Genomic DNA, 21,810 nt, shown 5'->3' on the forward strand with positions numbered 1-21,810 from the left:
TTGACGCGACCGGTGCGGAGGTCGCATCGCCATAAATCGACACGGTTGGGATACAACGGCGATATACTCCCGCATTGCTTTTTTCATCCAGGGTGTTGTCTTGTTCAAATCGATTTTCCTGCCTGTCGCCCTCCTGGGCGCCGCGACCGCCGCCTTCGCCGACGAAGGCCAGTGGCAACCGCACCAGCTGCCGCAGCTCTCGTCCGAACTGAAGCGCATCGGCATCACGATGCCGGCTTCGAAGCTGGCCGACCTGAGCAAGCACCCGATGAGCGCCATGGTGTCGCTCGGGGGCTGCTCGGCCTCGTTCGTCTCGCCCGATGGCCTGGTGGTCACGAACCACCACTGCGCCTACGGCGCGATCCAGCGCAATTCGACGCCAGAGCAGAACTACATCGTCAATGGCTTTCTGGCCAAGACCCGCGCCGAAGAACTGCCGGGTGGCCCGAACACGCTGATCTACGTGACCGAAAAGGTCGAGAACGTCACCAGGCGCGTGCTGGATGGTTTGAGCCCCACGCTGTCGGGCAGCGAGCGCCATGCGCTGGTGGCCGCGCGCGTGAAGGCCCTGATCGCCGAATGCGAGACCGACAAATCGACGCGCTGCTCGGTGCCGGCGTTTCACCGCGGCCTGGAGTATTACCGCATCAAGCAGCTGATGATCCGCGACGTGCGCCTGGTGCACGCGCCGTCAGACCGCATCGGCAACTTCGGCGGCGACATCGACAATTACGAGTGGCCGCGCCAGACGGGCGATTACTCGTTCCTGCGCGCCTACGTCGGCAAGGACGGCCGTCCGGCCGACCCGTCGCCGGACAACGTGCCGTACCGCTCGAAGGACTTCCTGGTGGTGTCGGCCGAAGGTCTGAAGAACGGCGATCCGATCCTGCTGGCGGGCTACCCGGGCCGCACCAGCCGCTACAAGCTGCCAAGCGAGATCCGCTTCGCACGCGACGTCGATTTCCCGGCCAAGGCAGCCACGATCACGGCCGACCTGGCGATCATCGCTGCTGCAACCAAGGACAATCCGGCATGGGACGTGCGCTATGCGAGCGTGGCCAAGAGCCTGAACAACGTGCTGAAAAAGACGCAGGGCCTGATGGATGGCTTCGCGCGCAAGGACATCGCCGCCATCAAGGACGTGCAGGACGCGGAGTTCCGCACCTGGCAGCAAGCCCACGCCGGCGCCAACAAGAACCTGCTGACCGAACTGGACGCCGTGATCGCCCGCGACATGGCGCTGCAACGCCAGGAAGCCGCCTGGAACGAGGCGACCCACAGCGACCTGCTCAAGAGCGCGCGCACGCTGTATCGCCTGGCCCTCGAGCGCCAGAAGCCGGACGCAGAGCGCGAAGGCGGCTACCAGGAACGCGACCTGTCGTTCATCAAGGCGCGCCTGACACGGCTCGAGCAATCGTTCGTGCCGAGCGTGGACGAAGCGCGCTACAAGGCCGCATTGGCCCGCTATGCACGCATCGACGGCGCCATGCGCCCGCAGGGCCTCGATGCACTGCTGCCGACTGAAGCGGCGCTGCCGGCAATGTACCGCAGCAGCGAGCTGGCCGACACCGCCAAGCGCCTGGCCTGGATCGGCAAGGACCCGCAGGCATTCCGCGCCTCGAACGATCCGTTCATCGCACTGGCCGTGCGCCTGCACGACGCCGGCATGGTGCTGGAAAACGGGCGCAACGAGATCGACGGCAACCTCGAACGCGTGATCCCGCAATACATGGCGGCCGTGATCGCGTTCAAGACGTCGCAGGGCAAGCCGGTCTACCCGGACGCCAACTCGACGCTGCGCGTGACCTACGGCACGGTGTCGCCGTACTCACCGCGCGATGGCCTGCTGAAAGGGCCGTTCACGACCGTCGAAGGCATTCTTGAGAAGGAAACCGATAAGGATCCGTTCATCGTCCCGGCCGCGCTCAAGCAAGCCATCCAGGGCAAGCGCTACGGCGTGTTCAAGGACAAGGCGCTGGGCACCGTGCCGGTCAACTTCCTGTCGAGCGCCGACACCACGGGCGGCAATTCAGGTTCGGCCGTCATGAACGGGCGGGGCGAGCTGGTGGGCCTGAACTTCGATTCGACCTATGAATCGATCACCAAGGACTGGTACTTCGACACCGCCATCACGCGCGCGATCCACGTGGATATCCGCTACATGCTGTGGGTGATGAAGGAGGTCGACCATGCCGACAACCTGCTCAAGGAAATGACGATCAAGTATCCGAAGAAGTAATCCGGGTACGTCCGCATGAACGAACCTCTTGTCCTTGCCGGCCTGACGACGTCGCCACTCGAACTGATCTCGTTCGTGCTGGCCGTCATTACCGTCGTGCTCAACATCCGCCAGAAACACTGGGCCTGGCTGTTCTCGATCGCATCGTCCGCCACCTACGCGGTGGTGTTCTTCGACGCGCGGCTGTATGGCGACATGGGGCTGCAGTTCGTGTTCATCATCGCGTCGATCTGGGGCTGGACCATGTGGCTGCGTGGCGCCGGCAATGGGCCGCTGGTCGTCAAGCGCCTCAATCCCGGCACCCGCGCCTGGGTGCTGGTCGCCTGGTTCGCCGGCTTCGTGGTGCTCTCGACCTTCCTCGATCATTTCACCGACACCGACGTGCCGCACGCCGATGGCTTCCTCACCGCCGGGAGCCTGATGGGGCAACTGCTCCTGGCGCGCAAGAAGCTCGAGAACTGGCACATCTGGATCGCGGTCGACATCCTGTATGTCGGCCTGTATGTCTACAAGGGCCTGATGCTCACGGCGGTGTTGTACGGCGTGTTCGTGCTGCTGGCCATCGCTGGCCTGCGTGCCTGGTCTGCGCATGTGGAGCAGCGGGCGTGAAGATGCCAGTTGCCGGTATTGATGGAGTAGCCCGGGTTGCAATCCTGGGTGCGGAATCGTCGGGCAAGTCCACCTTGTCCGAAGCGCTGGCGCGCCGCTACAGCACCGTGTGGGTGCCGGAATACCTGCGCGAATTCGTCGACGTCCATGCGCGCGTGCCGCGTGAGGAAGACCAGTTCGGGATCGCGCGCACGCAACTGGCGCGCGAGGATGCGGCCGCCCATGTCGCGCAGCGCTACCTGTTCTGCGACACGACCGCGCTGATGACGGCGCTGTACAGCCGCGTGTACTGGGACCGTGTGGACGCGCAACTGGCGCAGCTCGCCGCGCGTCACGCCTACGCCATCACGCTGGTGACGGCGCCCGATGGTCCGTGGGAGCCGGACGGCTTGCAGCGCGAATCGGAGGAGGTGCGCCAGATGGTGCACCGGCTGCTGCTCGAGACGCTCGACGCGCGCGGCATCGCGTACACCTTGCTGGCAGGGGACCTGCCGCAACGTTTGCGGCAGGTAGAACAGCTCCTCGGCGCACCGTAAGTCATATCGTCGGCAGGCTTGCCACGACGTTTGATCGCCATCATGCGCTTGTCGCGCGCTGCGCCGATAGGACAGAGACGGGCAGGGTGACGGCAAATAGTTTCACGACCGCGTTACTTTGTTTCTTTGTGGCATTACAATATGCTACTTTCTGAACACGGGGCGGGACGCGATGAAAAATTGGATTGGTCGTTTGCTGGGCGGCGCCGAGAAGGAAACCGTCGCGCCGGCACCCGTCAGCGCAACGCTGACGTTCGACGACGCTCGAACCATGGCGACCGAGGTCCAGGCCACCTACTACCGCTGGTTGACGGGCAGCAGCCGCTGCACGGCGTCCCCCGAACAAGAGGCGCAGATCCTGCGCGAAGTGCGCTCGCTGGCCGCCGATCCCGTCTGCGCATCCGGCCTGGTGCCACGTATCCCCGAACTCATTGCGCAGCTTCTAACTTCGCTGTCGGACGAGAACATCTCGACCGGCGCGCTGTCGGCCCAGGTGGGACGCGACCTGGTGCTGGTCGCCGAAGTCATTCGCGAAGCGAACAGCGCCTATTACCGCCCGGTGACGCCCATCGAAACGCTGGAAGGCGCGGTGACGATGCTGGGCCTGAACGGCCTGCGCATGCTGCTCGCGCGCATCGCGTTCCGCCCGCTGCTGCGCGTGACGACCCAGGGCGTGGCGCGCCAGGTCGCGCCGATCGTCTGGAAGCATGCCGAACGCTGCGCATTCGCCGCCAGCGTCATGGCGCCGGGTCTGTCGGCCGGCGTGTTCGAAGCCTACCTGTCCGGCCTGATGCAGAACCTCGGCTTGCAGGTGGCGTTTCAGGTGGCTGACCGCGTGTGCGAAGGCAAGGTGCCGGGCTCCGGCGAATTTGGCATCGCCTTCTTTGCCGCCAGCCGCGAGCTGTCATCGGTGATCGCCAGCCACTGGGATTTTCCGCCGGATGTCGTCAAGGCGATCGCGCACGCACATGAGCCGGAGGGTTCGCATCCGGCGCAGGCGCTGGCGCTGGGTGACCGGATCGCGACGCTGCGCTTGCTGCTGGACGCGGGGGTGATTGGTGATGATGATCCGCTCGTGATGCAGGGGTTGAATGGGTTTGAGCGGCGGTGTTTGGGCAAGTTGTTGGAGTTGTCGGAATAAGTCCTGGTCCAGTCCAGGCGTGCAGCAGGAGGGCGATGCTTTCCTGTGGAGTTTCTGCTCTGCCTCATCAGAAATTCACGCGGTATCTTGGTAAAGACCCGTCCCATAATAAGGCAAATATGTGGCGCCGAATCGACACGCTCCCGTGATTTCTCTTCCTAACCAAGAGTTCGCTCAATAGTCGGCACGGCGGTATTCCCCGTGCATGGACAGTCAAATACCTCAAAGTTACGATCTCTTCCGTCTAGCCGACAAGCAGTCGACAGATCCTGCGCTACTCATCGCAGCGACTCGACATGGCGGTGACGACGTCAATTCAGAGATGGAGGTTACCCAAGCATGGCCGGTCCGCATCCATCCCTGTCTCTTCGCCAGGCACTGATTGCCCAGCACGACCGACTTCTCAAACTCACCACGATTCTCGGTGATGACATGTTGCTGCCGCAGCGTGTGATGGGACATGACAGACTAGGGCGCAGTTATGAGTACGTGGTCGACACGGTCTCAGCGCGCAGCGATATCGAGCTGAAAAAGCTCATCGCTCAGCCAGTCACGCTGTGGATCCAGCAGGCGAACCGCTCGTATCTGCCAATCAGTGGTTATGTCCATACCGTCAAACGATTGGGGAGTGACGGCGAGCTCACTTTTTGCCAACTGACGTTCGCGCCCTGGCTGCACTTTCTGAGATTCCGCCGCGACGCCCGGTTATGGCAAGAGAAACCCGCCGACGACATCCTGGCCAGCGTCTTTGCCGCTCACCCGCAGGCCCAGGGGCAGTTCCGTTTCGAGGTCAGAACACCGGTATTGCGCCGTTCATATTGCACCCAGTATGAAACGGACTGGCACTTTGTACATCGCATGATGGAAGAAGAAGGCTGGTACGGTTATCACGAACATAAAAGTGATGGCTCCGGACATATCCTCGTGATCACCGATTCGCCCCATCAGTTGGATCCATTGGCGCAGAAGCGCGTTTTTTTTCATGGCGGCGCGACAGACGATGAAGCACACAAGATAGTGCATTGGAGCGCGAGTCGCTGTTTGACGTCAACCCGGCTTACGACTCAATCAGACAATTACAAGTCCCCCAATTCTTCGATGCGCACTGAAAGCTGGGTGTTTCCGGAACATGGCGATCTCCCAAGCCAGCTCGAAATTTACGAATACACGGGTGCTTATTCATTTTCAAAACACGATCAAGGCGTGTGGCGAGCGCGGGTTCGTATTGAGCAGTGGGAGTCGAGCATGAAACGCTTCTACGGCGTTTCGTCCACGCGTTCGATGCAGCCCGGTCGCTGGTTCATACTGGAAGACCATCCAGTGCACCGGTACGATACGGACGAAGACCGGGAGTTCATGATCATTGCGGTTGATTGGTGCATCGAGAATAATTTGCCGCTGTCGAACCGGGTGCGTGAGTTTCCCGGTAGCCTCGCGGCGCAAGTCGAGGCATTCAAGGAGTCCATTGGGCGCGATGTCCAGAATGGACCAGCCAATAGCCCAAGCGCTGCGCGCAGGGCGCAAACAGGTCATTGCTTCAATCGTTTCGAAGTCCAGCGCCGTAAAATTCCCTTTCGAAGCCCGTTCGAGCATCCGAAGCCGACGCTCCACCCGCAGACCGCAGTCGTGGTCGGGCCGGAAGGTGAGGAAATTTTTACCGACCAGCTCAACCGCGTGAAAGTCCGGATGCGCTGGGATCGGATCAATCCCAGCAATGAAAGAGCCTCATGCTGGGTCCGTGTCAGCTACCCAAACGCGGGTCAGCATTGGGGCGCACTGAATGTGCCGCGCATTGGACAGGAGGTCATCGTCACCTTCCTGAACGGTGACGCAGACCGCCCCGTTATCACTGGTCGCCTATACAACGACCTCCAGGGACCGCAGTGGCATTCAAATGGCAGGCTGTCGGGTTTCAAGTCCAAGGAATTCGAGGGGAGCGGTTTCAATCAGCTTGTAATGGATGACACGAACTCCCAAAACCGGGTGCACCTGTATAGCACCAATACCCATGCACAGCTCAATCTCGGTTACCTAGTAAGTCAAAGCGGCAACGAACGCCGACGCTTCTTTGGGGCCGGTTTTGCTCTGAGTACCGATGATTACGGCGCAATCGTCACGCACAAAGGTCTGTATATCAGCACGTATGGCCGCCCCGGTGCGCAAGGTACCCAACTCGATGCGATCGAAGCGACAACCAGACTGAAGGCAGGCGCCTCGCTGACCAAAGCATTGTCTGACACTGCATGCAAGGCAGGGGCCGATGCGTTGATCGGGCAGGGTGCACTCAACCACTTTATTGAGGCAACGCAGGAGCGTTATCCGGTTCACGGGCAAGGCGACGCGAACCGGTTCAAGGAAGCGATATTGCTGGCCGCCTCCTCGGATGGACTTGGTCTCACGAGTGCAAAAGGCACGCACGTGCATGCTGGGGAGGAGGTGACGGTGTCGTCAGGCTTGGACACCAATATCGCCGTAGGCAGGAGCTTGCTTGCCAGTGTCGCAGAGAAGGTCAGTCTGTTCGCTGCAAACGCAGGCATCAAACTGTTTGCGGCGAAGGGCAAAGTCCAAGTCCAGGCCCAGAGCGACGATCTTGACATCATTGCGGAGAAAGTCCTGCGTCTGCTGTCGACCACGTCTCGCGTCGAAATTCATGCGAAAGATGAAGTGATGCTGTCTGCCGGTGGCTCGTCCATCAGAATCAATGCAAGTGGCGTCACCGAATCGACTTCCGGCACATCGACTGCACATGCATCGCTGCACACCATGCTTGGGCCGGCAACGTCCAACTATGTGATGCCGCACGTGGAGAAGGCTGAACTTGGAAAGACGGACCTGGAATTTCGGCATTTAACGGATTGGGGCGCCCCACTCGCTGGCGCCGCCTACAAGGCGACCTTGAGCGATGGAAGCACCCGCGAGGGCACACTCGATGCGATGGGCATTGCTCGTATCAGCGGCATGCCTGCAGGGGCGGCGGCGAAGATCGAGTACGACTATCGACCGTTGGATGCCAGCTCGACTGTTTCTGTTGAACTGGATGACGATATAGATGAGTTGCTGAACTGGACAGCCGAAAATGTCAGCAAGAAGGGGGGCGCATGAATAAGCCAATCCCGAAGCCAGATAACGACTCGATTCTCCACGAGGCCTGGGGCCGCGTTGTCGGCTGCATGACATGGCTGCAAGCGGTCCTCTACGGCGAGTTTGCCGATCATCGGCCACTGTCGGCCGTCATCGCAGACATGCTTCTGAGTTTTATGCCGGGGGTGGTCATCGTTACCAGCGCACGTGACGCAGTTGCCATCGTCCTGCGACTGGCATGCCATCCTGAAAAACGCGAAGAGTTGATGGAGTGGGTACTGCTTTGCTCCTGCCTGATCGTGATTGCATTGCCGATAGCGATGGCAGCAGGCGGCGCACTAGCAGCAGGTGCTGGCGCAGCCGTCGGAGGAATCGTGGGCTCCGAGCTTGCTGCTGCCCTGCGTGCAGTCATGCTTTTGATGATCAGGAAGTCGTCGACGTTGGTTGAGCTTGTGCTGTTTTTGCAAAAGTTCATCAAAGGCGATGTGTTGAAACTTCTGCGTACTGTGAAGTTTGTAACGTATGAAAAGGTGCTCCTTCAGGCACTGAATAAGATCATTGGCAAGCTTCGCGGGATTGCAGGCTCGCTTCGAGCGCATCTGGAAGGTTTCCGGTATTTTGATTCCGTTAAAGTCACGATTGCTAGATTAACGGAGTGGGAAGGCAGGTTCTACAGTCTCCAGCAGGATGCGCTACGGCAGATCCCGAGGGCGCTGGGCGAGCTCGATGCACGGTTGGCGAAGGTACTAACAGAAACCTCCCCAAAGGAAGCGCATACTATTGCATCCGGCGTTCAGGTGGAGAAGCAAGCTTTAACGGAGCCTCAACGTTATCGAGTTCATGATACGCCAGGCAAAATATTAGCGAAAGTCGACAATACAACCCCTGAAGCTGCCGCTCCACTGCATCCGAATTCTGAACCCAAATCGTTGCTCAAGGCTAAGCCTAGCGCTGATTCTACTGCGCATGCCAGAAAAAATCCTGATCCAATCAAACCTCCTGAAGAAGGAGCGAATACCAAAAAGCAGGTTGCCGCTGATGCCGCCGCTGCAGCCGATCGTAAAAAAATTACTGAACTATCTGATGAGGCGCGCTCGGCAGAAAAAAGTGGTAATAAGGTACTGGCCGATGCAAAGATTAAACAAGCACGGGATATATTGGAGCCTTACTTGCCAAAGAATCCAGATGACAGTTGGGCTGAGGTGATCAAACGGCTGGACGTGTCATCGCCAAAAGATCTTGCAGTTTTTTGGTCAGGTGATAACGCTGCAGCGAAAAGATTTGCGGAAAGCATCGGCGGAGTAACCTTGGAAACTACCGCAGGCGGACGAATAATCGATAATTGGCCCGCACTGGACAAGTACTCTTGGAGTGTTGACAATGGCGCACCTCCATATGCCCGTGACCTTTGGGCGGGAGTGTCAAGTGAATATGCGAAAGGTGCGATGGGTAGGATAAATGTGGTGCAAACTATATATAAATTAACTGATAGTCGTACCTTATGGCACAATGTCGAAAAAAATATTTTGAAGACCAAGATGTTGTCAGGCGATATAAGCTCTATAAAAATACACGAAATAACCGATCAAGGAAAAATAAATATTTTGGACAGCGGTGTTATTAAATCTTTGTTAAATCTCAAGGGAACTGCTCCGTTATGAATGCGAATCCACCTTCAGGATTGGAAAGACTGTACCGGTTTTTCCAAAAAAAAGACTCTGAACGGTTGCATGGACTAGACGAAAGTTATTTTCTTGGTCTTTCCCCAATTGAAAAAATTCAGGCTTGGAATTTTATTTCAAGCTCTTCTAGATTGTCAGATGAAAGAATAAGCGGATTATTTCTACTGGATCCAGATCGTGCCATTGAGTTTTTCAAAAAGATTTGTTTAAGTCCTGTCGAAGAATCTGATTTTCCAGCGGAGCGTAGAGCATTTGAACGGGCTCGCCTTGCGTTGTTGCATTATATAAACTTGGTTGAGCCAAATGCGGAGTATATGAATCAAATGTGTAATTTCTCTTCAAGCAAATTTGAAGAAATCAGGATAATGTTTGCGACATCGGTGCCAGAAAAAGTGACTACCCCAGAGATAATCAGTGCATTGAAAAGCATGATTTTTACTGAAACTGACGAGATGGCAGTAAGTTCTGCGGTTATGAAGTTTATGGCTATCTATGGAATGGAATTTGATGCTGACAACGAAGATTACAAGGTAATTTATAATGTATTGCGGGGTGGCGACGGAAGCGGGAAATTGGCTGCTATGAAACGGCTAAAGAAAATTAGTAATCCCAATCTTATTTAGCTATCGCTTGGATTTTCCGTCTACATTTAGTTATGTGACGTCGCTTTTCCCTGCGTCAACTTGAAGTGGTTTAAGAGCCGGTATTCACTAAAAGAAGTGACAGTTGACCAGGATATCTTTGAATATCCATCGTTGCGATGCAAGCATTTCAACTGGTAGTGGTGTCACGGGTCTTATGCCAAGCTATTAGAGAAATATACGCCCCGGCTTTGTATTAACTACGGTTATTTTAGAAACCGTAGTTAGGTACTCAATCAAATCAAAAATCAATCTGCGCCGACACCCTGAACGTCCTAGGCGCCCCTGGCAGCAAATACCCACCCAGCGACTGCGTCACGTCGCGCCAGTAGAACTTGTCGAACGCATTGTCCATCCGCGCCCGGATGATCGTGTTCAAACCACCCGCACGCAGCAGGTACGATGCGCCAAACCCGGCCACGTGGTACCCCGGCACCTTGACGCGATTGGCCGGATCGAACACCTTGTTACCCGAGTACTGCCACTGCGCGTCCAGCTTGAGCCCCGCCACCTGCGGCACCACGTACTCGACCCAGGCGGCCGTGCGCAGTTCCGGCACATTGGTCACGCGCTTGCCTTCGGTGCTGGCGTCGCCTGTGTCCTTCTGGTCGGTATCGAGCGCCATCAGCGACAGGTTGTAGTTCAGGCCGGGCAGGGCGCGGCCCTGGGCCGACAGCTCGACGCCGCGGTGCGTCTGCTCGCCCGCGCGCACGAAGATATTGGCGGCGTTCGTGTATTCGAGGCCCTGGGTGATTTCAAACACGGCGCCCGACAATGCCAGCTGCTCGTTCACATTGCGTTTGACGCCAAATTCGAACTGCTTCGAGCGGCTTGGCGAGAGCACTGTGTTCTGGTTGACCGTCTCCATCGGCGCGATGCCGCCGTATTGCAGGCCATGGCTGATCGAGCCGTACACGCGCCAATCCGGCGCCGGCGCATACACCAGCGCCACGTTTGGCAGTGCGAACGAGTCTTTCGATTTCACGCGCGCCTGGTCGATTTCTTCGAGCGCGTCGAGCTTGAGCTGGACGTAGCGCACGCCGGCGTGCAGCGTCCAGGCCGGTGACAGGGTCAGGATGTCCTGCACGAACAGCGAACGCTCTTCGGTTGCGCGGCGTTCCATCACCGGGCCGGTGACGCGGCTGCTGTCCACCGGCGGCACGATCTGGTTTTGCCAGATATTGCTCGAGCCGACGTAGTCGTAGACGTATTCGCCGAAGCTGTCGTGGCGTTCGGCGTAGGCGCTGCCGATCGTCAGTGCGTGGCGCACCGCGCCCGTGTCGAAGCGGCCCTGCAGCATCGCTTGCGCGCCCCACGGCGTCTTGCGCTCGCCGGTGCTCTGGAAGTCATACACGTCATAGTCGCCGTTCGAGCAGTAGCCCGGATAGTAGCCGTCGCCCTCGTTGCTGCAGCCGTATGGGAACGCGGTGAAGTCGTCGCGCTTGAACCAATGCTTGTTGGCGTTGACGGTCGCGGTCCAGGTGTCGCTGATGCGGTATTCGAAGCGCAGGCCAAGGTTGCTGCTGTCGGTGTCGACGGGGCGCGTCCATGGCTGGTCGTTGAGCAGCGTTTTCGCCGAGATCCCGGTGGGCAGGACTTCGTTGCGCAGCAACTGGTAGCCGGGGGCGGTGACCTGCTCTTTGTGCTGATGGTCGACGTCGATCTGGAACAGCGCGTCGGGCGACATCTGCCAGTCGAAGGCGGCCGAGATGAACTGGCGCTTGCCGTCGGCGCCGCGCACGTACGATTTCAGGTCTTCGGCGGCCGCATTGACGCGGTAGCCGAAACGCCGGTCGGCGAAGCGTCCGCCCAGGTCGACCGCGCCGTACACGGTGCCGCGTTCGCGCACTTCAACGGTGGCCGAGCGCAGCGGCGCATTGGTCGGCCGCTTGGTGACGAAGTTGAGCATGCCGCCAGGCGCCGCGACGCCGGCCTGCAGGCCCGCCAGGCCGCGCAGGACTTCGATGCGCTCCTTGTTCTCGAGCGGGATCTGGGTGTCGCCCGAGATCGCGATCATGTCCTTGCGGTAGCTGGTCGCGTTGTCGAGCGTGAAGCCGCGTACCGAAAACTGTTCGGCGTAGCCGATGGCGTTATAGGCGTCGCCGATCGAGGCGTCATAGCGGCTCGCATCGCTGACGCTGCGGATCGACAGGTCCTGCATCTGGCCCTGGCCGATCGAGGTAATCGACGCCGGCGCGTCGAGCAGCTGGGTTTCGGCGAAGCCGCCGACGCTGGCGCGGTCGAGCGCGATCCATTTGCTGCTGGTGACGACGACCGAGGGGATGGCGTCCTGCGCGACTGCAGCAGGCGTGACAACGAAGGCCTGCACGATGGCGCAGGCAAGGACTGGGTGCTTCAGAGTGAAGGTCATGGTGTGCTCGTGTTTGCGCGCCACGAGGGCGCGCCGCTTTGAAATCAAGCCGGAGCCAACGTGGGGGAAGGGCAAACGAACGGGAGGGCTGCTTTGCGCTTTCCTTCGCTGGCATTATCCAGATCAGGTACGAAGGGTATGTCTCACCCGGAACAACGTTCCAGGACCCCTAGCGAAGGCGCGAGTGTAGCACGGCGCTTGACAGCCGTGGTGAATCTGGCAAGCGTCGAGAAGGTTCAGGCTTGCGCGGTGGTGGGCGCTCTGGCCGCGGCAGCGGTCGTGGCGACCGGCGCCATATAGTGCAGCAGCGCCGTGCGGGCAGCTTCGCCGATTGCGCGCCACTGATCGCGGCGCTGGGCGGCGCGCTTGCGGTGCTTCGATGGCATGTCGGCCAGCGGCTTGAGGTAGAACGGCAGCGTGATCTGGTAGTGACGCGCATCGTATTCGGCGCCGCCGAGAATGCGCCAGAAACCATCGTAGCCGCTCTCGAAAGTCGCGTGCTGGTCTGCCTGGTAAGTCGGGTGCGCGGTGGCGCGCAGCGCGAGCACGCGGTCGATGCCCAGCGCCTGCGCCGCGCCCTGCAGGGCGGCAAACGCAAAGAAGCTGGGCGAGTTGTTCGGGAAGGCGCGCTCGAACGCATCGAAGGCCGGACCCGCATTGCGCCACAGGCCGGCGTTGTGGGTCACCAGCGGCACGCTCGCCACCGGAAGCGCGAGCTGTGCACCGTCGGCCCAGGTCCAGGACAGGCGATGCAACACCGCGTCATTGGCAAGCAGCGTCAAGGTCAACCCATGCTGCGAATCGTCGCGCTGCGCCGTGCGCAGTTGCAGCGCAAAGCGCCCATGCTCGCCATCGTGCTGCCACAGGATCAGGCCGGCGCTGCCATGCACCGCATCGCGGTACGCCCGGTTGAAGGTCGTCTCCTCGAAGCGGGCGTGAGAATCGGGGGACTGGTGCGCGCGCCAGCGGCGCAGGGCGTGCCAGCGTTGGGTCAATCGCGCGATGATCATGGGCGCTCCATTGGACAAAAAAGTGACGGGTAAACTTTATTAAATTAGTTCCTCAGTGCAATTATGTTCCCGATTGCCAACGTGTGCTTGGAGAAAGTGTAATGATTCGTCAGGAACCAACGCGATCAGGGGCAGTGGCCCTGCTGACGGGGTTCAGTGCCCCTGAAGGGCGTTGCTCAATAGCCACAATCGGTCCATGTCTGTGGCGCGCCACGCTCGCCGCGTCACGTTGACGACCGCGAATGCCCGCTTGCCATCGGGAGCAGGTCATAATGGCGGCACTTATTTATCAGCACGGAAGAACTTTTATGACGCACAACCAGCCGCCGGAAGGCCCCCTCGCGCAGGGCCCTGTGACCGAGCACGAATCTGCGAATGACACGCAGTCCCGCAGCATGCACCGCACGGCGTCCAGTCGCGTTGTCGGCCAGGCAGCGCGCGCTGCGACCGCCAAGACGGCCAAGGGCAAGGACAAGGACAGCACGGGCATTCCGCAAAGGCCGAACGCCAGCCAGGTTTCGGCATGGAAGAAAGAAAACAAGGCCTCGATTGCAGAAACGGCGAAGCATTTCAATCTGCCGCCAACGATCGCCAAACGGTGGTGCGCAGTCGCCTGAAAGACAGGCAAAGTCCGCATGGCCGGCGTACCGTGCTTCCCGGCCTTCCGGATCGGTCTACCATAACTTTTCTCCATCAACAGGAAAAGCAATCATGGTGCAACCCTACGAACTGTTTTACTGGCCGTCGATCCAGGGCCGCGGCGAATTCGTACGACTGGCGCTGGAAGAAGCGGGCGCCGATTACGTCGACGTGGCGCGCCGCGATGGCGGTGTCGATCTGCTGATGGCCGCGCTCGAAGTCGGCGACCATCCTTCCTTTGCCCCGCCGTTCCTGAAAGCCGGTGAGCAGACCATCGGCCAGGTGGCCAACATCCTGCTGTACCTGGGCGAACAGCATGGCCTGGCCCCACGCACCGAACCTGGCCGGCTCTGGGTTCATCAGCTGCAACTGACGATCGCCGACCTGGTCACCGAGGCGCACGACACGCACCACCCGATCGCCTCGATGCTGTATTACGAAGACCAGAAGCCCGAGGCCAAGCGCCGCGCGGCCGATTTTGTCGAGACGCGCATTCCCAAGTTCATGGGCTATTTTGCTCGGCTGCTGGCCAATCCCGAGCCGCGCGACTACCTGTTGGGCGAGCGCGTGAGCTACGCCGACCTGTCGCTGTTCCAGGTCATCGAGGGCCTGCGCTATGCATTCCCCAATGCGATGAAGAAGGTCGAGCAGGAGCATCCCGAGCTCACCGGCCTGCGTGACCGGGTGGCGGCGCGGCCGAAGATCGCAGCCTATCTGGCATCGCCGCGCCGCATCCCGTTCAACCAGGACGGCATCTTCCGTCGCTATCCCGAGCTGGACGCATAAGCAGGTCAGTGCAACGCGACCGTCGCGGCGGTCATGCCTTGTGCAGGCACGCCGTCGCGGCGATCGAGCCACCCGGCCAGCGTCGTGAGCAGCAGGGCGCCCACGACCACCAGCGCGCCGATCCACGGCGTGGCCATCAGGCCGAGGTGCGCGACGATCAGGCCACCGCCCCAGGCGCCCAGCGCGATGCCGACATTGAAGGCGGCGATGTTCAGGCCAGAGGCCACATCGACGGCCTGCGGCGCATCGCGTTCGGCGCGCCGCACCACATACACTTGCAGGCCCGGCACGTTACCAAAGGCGACCGCGCCCCAGGCCAGGACCGTCATCAACACCAGCGGTTTGCTCGGCGCCGTGAACGCCAGCACGAACAGCACCAGCGCCAGCAGCGCGAACACGATCTGCAGCGCGCGCACCGGTCCGAGGCGATCGGCCAGCTTGCCGCCCCAGATATTCCCGGCCGCGACTGACACGCCGTACACCAGCATCACGAGGCTGACGGTCGACGCCGCAAAGCCGGCCACTTGCTGCAGGATGGGTGCCAGGTACGTGAAGGCGATGAAGCTGCCGCCGTAGCCAAGCGTCGTGATTGCATATACCAGCAGCAGGCGCGGCTTCTTCAGCACCGCCAGTTGCATCAACAGCGGCGCTGGCTTGCTGCCGGCAATATCGGATGGCACCAGGATAGCGCTGCCGATGACGGCAATTACGCCCAGCAGCGACACCGCGAGGAACGTCGCCTGCCAGCCGAAGTGCTGGCCGATGAACGTTCCGAGCGGCACGCCGGTGACCAGCGCCACAGTCAGGCCGGTAAACATCAGCGCGATGGCGCTGGCCGCTTTTTCCTTCGGCACCAGGCTGGTGGCGATGGTCGAACCGATCGAAAAGAACACGCCGTGCGCCAGGCCCGTGAGCACGCGCGCGGCCATCAGCGCCGTGTAGTCCGGTGCCATCCAGGCCACCAGGTTCCCGATCGTAAACAACATCATCAGGCCAAGCAGCAGTTGCTTGCGTGGCACGCGGCCCGTCATGGCGGTGAGCAGGGGCGCGCCGATGGCCACGCCCAGCGCGTACAGGCTGACCAGGAGGCCTGCCGAGGGCACCGACACCTGCAGGCTGGCGGCGATGGTGGGGATCAGGCCGACGATGACAAATTCGGTCGTCCCGATGGCAAAAGCGCTCAATGCGAGCGCCCAGAGTGCGAGTGGCATGGTGTACTTTCTTCAGAGATGGCAGGCGTGCAGTGTGCCGCCTTTGCCAGCCCGGAAAAACAGGTCCGGCTACAATGGACTTTTGATTCGGAGTCATCAATGATCGACGTGGATGCGCTGATTGTGTTTTCGGCAGTCATGGATACGGGCTCGTTTTCACGCGCTGCCGAACGTCTGGGACAGACGCCGTCGGGCGTCTCGCGCACCATCTCGCGCCTCGAGGGCAGCCTGGGCATGACGCTGATCCAGCGCACGACGCGGCGCCTGCAATTGACGGAAGAGGGCACTTGGTTGCTGGGCCGGGCGCGGACGATCCTGGCCGACCTGGCCAACACCGAGGCTGAAGCGGCGGCGCGCCGCTCGCAGCCGGCGGGCCTGGTGCGGGTGAATGCCGCCACGCCGGCGCTGGGCCACTTGCTTGCGCCGCTGGTCGCCGAATTCCTGGATGCGTATCCGCTGATCGGGCTGGAACTGGTCAGCGGCGAAACCTATGTCGACCTGATCGAAGAGCGGGCCGACCTGGCGATCCGTATCGGCGCGCTGCCCGATTCGACGCTCAATGCGCGCCGCCTGGGCGCGGCGCGGCTGCGCGTGCTGGCGTCACCTGCCTATCTCGAACGCCATGGCGCCCCGCCTGACACTGCGGCGCTGGCCGGGCATCGCACGCTGGGCTTCACGGCGCCGGCGCTGTTGAATACCTGGCCGCTGCGTCATGGCGGCGGCGAAGGCTGGACGATCACGCCGCAGGTGGTGGCGTCGAGCGGCGAGACGCTTCGGCAGCTGGCGCTGCATGGCGCGGGGATCGCATCGCTGTCGGATTTTCTGACGCGCGCGGATGTCGCGGCGGGGCGGCTGGTGCCGGTGCTGGAAGAACACACCCTGCCGTGGACACAGCCCGTGTGGGCCGTGTTCTACAAGCAGGGTGCATTGGCGCCGCGGGTGGCGGCGCTGGTGGACTTCCTCGCCCACAGGCTGGGCGAGGTGCTGGAACGCTAGATCAGAACGCGTAGGTGGCGCGGCCGTAGATATAGCGGCCCGCACGACCGAACGGCGCATACGTCGAGAACGGCGTATTGCCGGTGGTGTTGATGGATGGCGGTTGCGTCTCGGGATACTGGTCGAACACATTGTCCGCGCCCAGCGCCAGGGTCAGCTTCGGCGTGACCGCCATGCGGCCTTCCAGGTCGACCGTGGTCTTGGCGCCCATCTCGAAGTCGAACGCCGCCGTGGTGCCCGGCGAGAGCACTTCGCCGTAGCGCGTGGCGCGCAGCGTCGCGCCCCACTGGCCCAGCTTCCAGTTCACGTTCGCGCTGACCTTGTTCTTCGGCTGGCCTTTTTCAAGCGACAGCACGTTGAGACGATCGAACAATACCGGCGCCGGGCTCAGGTTCGAGAGCTGCGTCGTCGTTGGCGTCTTGGTCACCTTGGTGTCGGTGAAGTTGGCTGCCAGCGTGAAGTCCAGCTTGCCTGCATCGCCGGCGTTGTACGGCATGCTCAGCACGATGTCCACGCCCTTGGTGGTGGTGTCGACGCCGTTGATGAAGAAGCGCCCGCCGCCCACGCCGATGAAGCCCTGGCTGGCGATGTAGTTGCGCACGTTCGTCTGCGTCAGGTTCTCGGACAGGATGATGCGGTCGTCGATGTCGATGCGGTAGGCGTCCACCGTCAGGCTGACGGCGCCCAGGCGCATTACGGCGCCGAGCGATGCGTTGATCGATTTTTCGGCGTCGAGCGGCTTGGCGCCCAGCGCGACGGCGACCGGATCGTCCGGGCGGAAGGTGGTGATTTCGAACGGCACGCCGTTGATGAAGTTGGTCGAGGTCGCGGTAAAGTTCTGCTGCTGCGGCGAAGGTGCGCGGAAGCCATTCTGGATCGCGCCGCGCACGGCGAAGTTCGGGTTGAAGTCGTAGCGCAGCGCGAGCTTGCCGGCCAGGCTGTTGCCGAAGTCCGAATAGCGCTCGCCGCGCACGGCCACCGATGCCAGCAGCTCGGGCGTCAGGTTCGCTTCCAGATCGACAAAGGCGCCAATGGCGTTGCGGTGCGCATCGACTTCGTTCGATGGCCGGAAGCCCGGGAACACCTGGGCGCCCGGCGCCGTCGGCGTGCCGTTCGGCAGCAGCGCGCCGCCGAAGCTGTACGACTGCTCTTCGCCGGCAAACAGCTCATAGCCTTCGCGGCGCGCTTCGATACCCACGGCCACGTTCAGCGGCGACGAGAACGACGCCATCTCGACGCTGCGCACACCGGTCAGGTTCAACACCGCCTGGTCGTACGAATAGCCACCCGCATAAAACGCGGTCTTGCTGGTCGGGCCAAGGGAGCGGTTCAGCGTGTTCTCGATGGTGTACTCCATCTTGTTCTTGCCGTAGCCAAGCGAGGCGTCCATGTCCCATGCGCCGGCAACCCAGGTCACGCCGCCGGTGGCCGAAAAATCTTTCACGGTCGGCGAGATCAATGGCAGGAAGCCATCCGGGTAGATCGACTGGATGTTGCGCGCGTCCTGCGGAATGCGGGCGTAGCCGGCCGACGTGGCATCGCGGTCCTGGTAGCTCGCCCAGCCGTACACCTTGACGCCGCCGCCCATGTCGTTGCCCGCATTGGCAAACAGCGTGGACTGCTTCATGTCGGGTTCACCGGTCCACGCATTGAAGCGGTTGATCGTGTTCTCGCGCGGGTCGAACCGACCATTGACCAGCGCGTACTGCTGGCGCATGTCGTAACCGGCCCGCTCGGTGCGGTTCTGGTCGCGGAATTCGCCGGCGATCGTCAGGTAGCCGGTCTCGCCCAGCGCCAGGCCTTTCCAGATGCTGACCGTCGCGGTCTTGCCATCGGTGCGCTTGCGCGAGGCCGGGGCGGTCCAGGTGCCGCCGGCCGGTGGCGCTGCGTTGTACAGATCGTATTCGGTCTTGTTGGCGCCGTAGTTGACGGTCGCTTCGCCGCCCGTGCGGTCGGTGCGCAGGCGCATGTTGACGACACCGGAGATCGCGTCCGAGCCATACTGGGCCGCAGCGCCGTCACGCAGCACCTCGACCGTTTTGACGATGGCGGTCGGGATGGTGTTCAGGTCGACTGCCGCCGAACCGCGGCCAATCGAGCCGTTCACGTTCACCAGCGACGACGCATGGCGGCGCTTGGAGTTCACCAGCACCAGGGTCTGGTCGGGCGACATGCCGCGCAGCGTGGCAGGGCGGATGGTGTCGGTGCCGTCCGTCAGCGCCGGGCGCGGGAAGTTCAGCGAAGGCAGGGCCATCGACAGCGCCTGCGTCAGCTCGGTGCTGCCCGAGTTCTTCAGGGTCTCGGCCGAGATCACATCGACCGGTGCAGTGGTATCGAGCACGGTGCGGTTGGCCACCCGGGTACCGGTGACGACGACTGTCGCGGACGCTGCGGTGGTCTCGGCTTGCGGCGCCTCCTGGGCGTGGGCAAAGCCTGCGCACAGCGCGGCAATGGCAAGGGCAACTGCTGTCTTTTCCGTCTTGGCTCTCTGCATGGTGCAATCCTTTGATATTCAAACGCGGGTGTTCCACTGGGAAGGGCGAGGCCGGGACCTCCATTCCATACTGCTCAGCGCTTGCCATGGTGTCAATTCGTGCTAATCGCGAATGACGTAATTACAACAATAGCGGGATGTCAGGCTCGTGTAAGGGCAGAAGCGCACGCGCGGGCCGGTCTTTTTTTTTCATGACGGCCCCGTGTATATTCGATGTTGCGGCAGCAAGCCGCTCACCGAATACGAGAGACGATGACAGCCCTGTTCCCCCATTTTCGCGCCCTGCAAGTCGAGATCGACCCGACCGTGACCATCAACGCCATCGTCGGTGGTTCCGGCCCGCCGCTCCTGCTGCTGCACGGCCACCCGCAAACGCACGCCATCTGGCACCGCGTCGCACCGCGCCTGGCCGAGCACTTCACGGTCGTGGCCTGTGATCTGCGCGGCTATGGCGAGTCGTCCAAGCCGCAGGGCGCGCCGGACCACGCCAACTACAGCAAGCGCGCGATGGCGGCCGACATGGTGGCGGTGATGCAGTCACTGGGATTTGCCACCTTCCGCGTGCTGGCCCACGACCGCGGCGCGCGCGTGGCGCACCGGCTGGCGCAGGACCATCCGCAGGCCGTCGAGCGGATGGCGCTGCTGGACATCGCGCCCACGCTCGCGATGTACGAGCAGACGTCGGACACGTTTGCACGCGCCTACTGGCACTGGTTCTTCCTGATCCAGCCGGCGCCGCTGCCCGAGCGCCTGATCGAGGCTGATCCGGCTGCCTACGTGCGGGACGTGATGGGCAAGCGCAGTGCAGGCCTGGCGCCGTTCGATCCGCGCGCGCTGGCCGAGTACCAGCGCTGCCTCGCGTTGCCGGGCGCCGCGCATGGCATCTGCGAAGACTACCGCGCCGCTGCAACGATCGACCTCGAGCACGACCGGGTCGATCGCGATGCCGGGCGCCGTCTGGCGCTGCCGCTGATGGTGCTGTGGGGCGAGCAGGGCGTGGTGGGGCGCTGCTTCGATCCGCTCAAGGAGTGGCAACGGGTGGCGGCTGATGTGCAGGGTGGGGCGCTGCCGTGTGGGCACTATATTGCCGAGGAAGCGCCGGATATGCTGCTCGAGCGTGTGCTGCCGTTTTTGGTGCAAGGCTGACAAAATCAGGCTGCTCGCGGCGACTACGAATGGATGTCACCAGCGACGCATCTACTTCGCCCACGCCAAGGCCAGCAAGGTGAAATGCGATTCTGTGCAAGCGCCTTGTTGGCCAGTAGATCCGTCGGCGGAAACCTGACCGGCCAGGCCGCCGTCGCCCCCTCACTCTTCGCGCATCAGGTCGACGTGGCTCAGCTCAACGCCAAGGACGACGGTAGCGCTGACGACATAGAGGCCTGCAAAAGTGCACTGACTTGTTCTCCCGAGACCGAATAGTCCGGGCCCGGGTTAGGTGGGAGATAACTTTGACCATGTCGGCGTTGTTCTAACAGGACACGCTAGGAATACCCTTTCCACTGATTAGATCGACACCGACCCAGCACCGATAGCCCATGCCCGTCTCAGAAGCCTTGAGCGCTGTGAAGGTACACTGAACGGCCCCTTTCGCCCGCTCACGGTCGCCGTTCGATGTGCTGCACATATCTTGCGCACGTGCGTCGGGACCAATCGAGTCAAAAATTTCCTTGGCCGCCTGCCCCCTGAGCAGGATGCTCAATTTGCGATCTTTAGCCGTAGGGGCATCACTGTACGCGACAGTTTCACCGGAAAATATCCGATAATTTGCCCCGGGTATTGGAGTCCACCCTCCGAGCGTATCGGACGCCAGCGCGGACAGCGTGGCCAATCCGCACACGGCGATTGCTGAGATAGCGCGTCGCATATCATCCCCTTAGTCCGACATGAAAGTGGTCGTGATGGCCCCGCATAGGGCGAACGAACGGTATCGACATGTCGTTGAACCAGACCACTTGGACTGGTGTGAACGCACGAAACAACTCGATAATTTTGGTGGTTGCTGCTCGGTCATACTCTGGAGAGAAGCAGCTTACCGGACATTCGACGCCGTCTTTGCGAATAGGCCGTAAGTCAACTTGTAGCCCATCCAAATGAGTAGCATGCTCGCCATCGTCGCGCATGTCGGCTCGGCTGATATTGCCAACACCAACGCGGCGCGGATCTATCTTCTGCCATTCGTGCGCTACACGCAGGATGGCGGTCATCATGATCGGGTGGGCGTATTGGTACCCGCCACGATCAGGTCTTTTATCCATCGTGCCGTAGGTGTAATAGCCAGCATCACGAGCCGCTCGCGGCAGCATGAAGAACCCGCGCGAATCTTGGGTGGGCCGCAGCGGATCAGGTTTTGCGTCAGTCATGATTACTCCGG

At 61.3% G+C, this 21,810-nt stretch carries 16 protein-coding genes and 1 riboswitch; of the genes, 11 read left to right on the forward strand and 5 right to left on the reverse strand.

Translation table 11 applies throughout. The features are described 5' to 3' along the window. The first annotated feature begins 100 nt into the window (after positions 1 to 100). From HD842_RS22430 to HD842_RS22460, 7 genes are all read left to right on the forward strand, one after another. Positions 101 to 2,239, forward strand: a complete 2,139-nt coding sequence (locus HD842_RS22430; protein WP_183557834.1) for a S46 family peptidase — start codon at positions 101 to 103, stop codon at positions 2,237 to 2,239. 15 nt (positions 2,240 to 2,254) lie between these two features. Beyond that, positions 2,255 to 2,848 carry a nicotinamide riboside transporter PnuC gene (gene pnuC, locus HD842_RS22435; protein ID WP_183557837.1) on the forward strand — a complete coding sequence of 198 codons (594 nt, stop codon included), beginning with the start codon at positions 2,255 to 2,257 and terminating at the stop codon, positions 2,846 to 2,848. 2 nt (positions 2,849 to 2,850) lie between these two features. Beyond that, positions 2,851 to 3,384: an AAA family ATPase gene (locus tag HD842_RS22440; protein WP_183558576.1), complete on the forward strand. Its 534-nt coding sequence runs from the start codon at positions 2,851 to 2,853 to the stop codon at positions 3,382 to 3,384. A 172-nt stretch (positions 3,385 to 3,556) separates the two neighbouring features. Then, positions 3,557 to 4,525 carry an HDOD domain-containing protein gene (locus HD842_RS22445; RefSeq protein WP_183557840.1) on the forward strand — a complete coding sequence of 323 codons (969 nt, stop codon included), beginning with the start codon at positions 3,557 to 3,559 and terminating at the stop codon, positions 4,523 to 4,525. 339 nt (positions 4,526 to 4,864) lie between these two features. Next, positions 4,865 to 7,627 (forward strand): type VI secretion system Vgr family protein, encoded by a 2,763-nt coding sequence (locus tag HD842_RS22450; RefSeq protein ID WP_183557843.1) that lies wholly within the window; start codon positions 4,865 to 4,867, stop codon positions 7,625 to 7,627. Continuing rightward, the gene (locus HD842_RS22455; RefSeq protein ID WP_183557846.1) at positions 7,624 to 9,267 is read left to right on the forward strand and encodes a hypothetical protein; all 1,644 of its coding nucleotides are present in this window, start codon (positions 7,624 to 7,626) and stop codon (positions 9,265 to 9,267) included. Before HD842_RS22450 ends, HD842_RS22455 begins: the two co-directional genes overlap by 4 nt. Then, entirely contained in the window at positions 9,264 to 9,911 is a 648-nt protein-coding gene (locus tag HD842_RS22460) for a hypothetical protein (RefSeq protein ID WP_183557849.1), read from the forward strand. Before HD842_RS22455 ends, HD842_RS22460 begins: the two co-directional genes overlap by 4 nt. A gap of 259 nt (positions 9,912 to 10,170) precedes the next feature. On the opposite strand, the gene HD842_RS22465 is transcribed toward HD842_RS22460, so the two are convergent. Beyond that, positions 10,171 to 12,300 carry a TonB-dependent siderophore receptor gene (locus HD842_RS22465; protein ID WP_183557852.1) on the reverse strand — a complete coding sequence of 710 codons (2,130 nt, stop codon included), beginning with the start codon at positions 12,298 to 12,300 and terminating at the stop codon, positions 10,171 to 10,173. Between the two features lie 83 nt (positions 12,301 to 12,383). Further along, positions 12,384 to 12,481, reverse strand: a riboswitch (TPP riboswitch). Positions 12,482 to 12,536: 55 nt separating this feature from the next. After that, a complete protein-coding gene (locus tag HD842_RS22470; protein ID WP_183557855.1) occupies positions 12,537 to 13,310 on the reverse strand; it encodes a DUF535 family protein in 774 nt (257 codons plus the stop codon). Between the two features lie 272 nt (positions 13,311 to 13,582). On the opposite strand from HD842_RS22470, the gene HD842_RS22475 reads away from it, so the two are divergent. Together HD842_RS22475 and HD842_RS22480 are read left to right on the forward strand one after the other, a co-directional pair. Beyond that, complete coding sequence (locus HD842_RS22475; RefSeq protein WP_183557858.1) at positions 13,583 to 13,927, forward strand: hypothetical protein; 345 nt, start codon at positions 13,583 to 13,585, stop codon at positions 13,925 to 13,927. A gap of 94 nt (positions 13,928 to 14,021) precedes the next feature. Then, complete coding sequence (locus HD842_RS22480) at positions 14,022 to 14,735, forward strand: glutathione S-transferase (RefSeq protein WP_183557861.1); 714 nt, start codon at positions 14,022 to 14,024, stop codon at positions 14,733 to 14,735. 5 nt (positions 14,736 to 14,740) lie between these two features. Here HD842_RS22480 and HD842_RS22485 read toward each other — a convergent pair whose 3' ends face one another. Beyond that, a complete protein-coding gene (locus tag HD842_RS22485; protein WP_183557864.1) occupies positions 14,741 to 15,946 on the reverse strand; it encodes an MFS transporter in 1,206 nt (401 codons plus the stop codon). Between the two features lie 99 nt (positions 15,947 to 16,045). Here HD842_RS22485 and HD842_RS22490 point away from each other — a divergent pair, with 99 nt between their 5' ends. Next, positions 16,046 to 16,942, forward strand: a complete 897-nt coding sequence (locus HD842_RS22490; protein ID WP_183557866.1) for a LysR family transcriptional regulator — start codon at positions 16,046 to 16,048, stop codon at positions 16,940 to 16,942. 1 nt (position 16,943) lies between these two features. Here HD842_RS22490 and HD842_RS22495 read toward each other — a convergent pair whose 3' ends face one another. Next, positions 16,944 to 19,436: a TonB-dependent receptor plug domain-containing protein gene (locus HD842_RS22495; protein ID WP_183557869.1), complete on the reverse strand. Its 2,493-nt coding sequence runs from the start codon at positions 19,434 to 19,436 to the stop codon at positions 16,944 to 16,946. 252 nt (positions 19,437 to 19,688) lie between these two features. Here HD842_RS22495 and HD842_RS22500 point away from each other — a divergent pair, with 252 nt between their 5' ends. Next, the gene (locus tag HD842_RS22500) at positions 19,689 to 20,582 is read left to right on the forward strand and encodes an alpha/beta fold hydrolase (protein ID WP_183557872.1); all 894 of its coding nucleotides are present in this window, start codon (positions 19,689 to 19,691) and stop codon (positions 20,580 to 20,582) included. Between the two features lie 722 nt (positions 20,583 to 21,304). Here the strand turns inward: HD842_RS22500 and HD842_RS22505 are convergent. Beyond that, positions 21,305 to 21,799 carry a hypothetical protein gene (locus HD842_RS22505; RefSeq protein ID WP_183557875.1) on the reverse strand — a complete coding sequence of 165 codons (495 nt, stop codon included), beginning with the start codon at positions 21,797 to 21,799 and terminating at the stop codon, positions 21,305 to 21,307. Positions 21,800 to 21,810: the final 11 nt, after the last annotated feature.

It is taken from the genome of Massilia aurea (genome assembly GCF_014200505.1).
GTDB lineage: Bacteria > Pseudomonadota > Gammaproteobacteria > Burkholderiales > Burkholderiaceae_D > Telluria > Telluria aurea_B.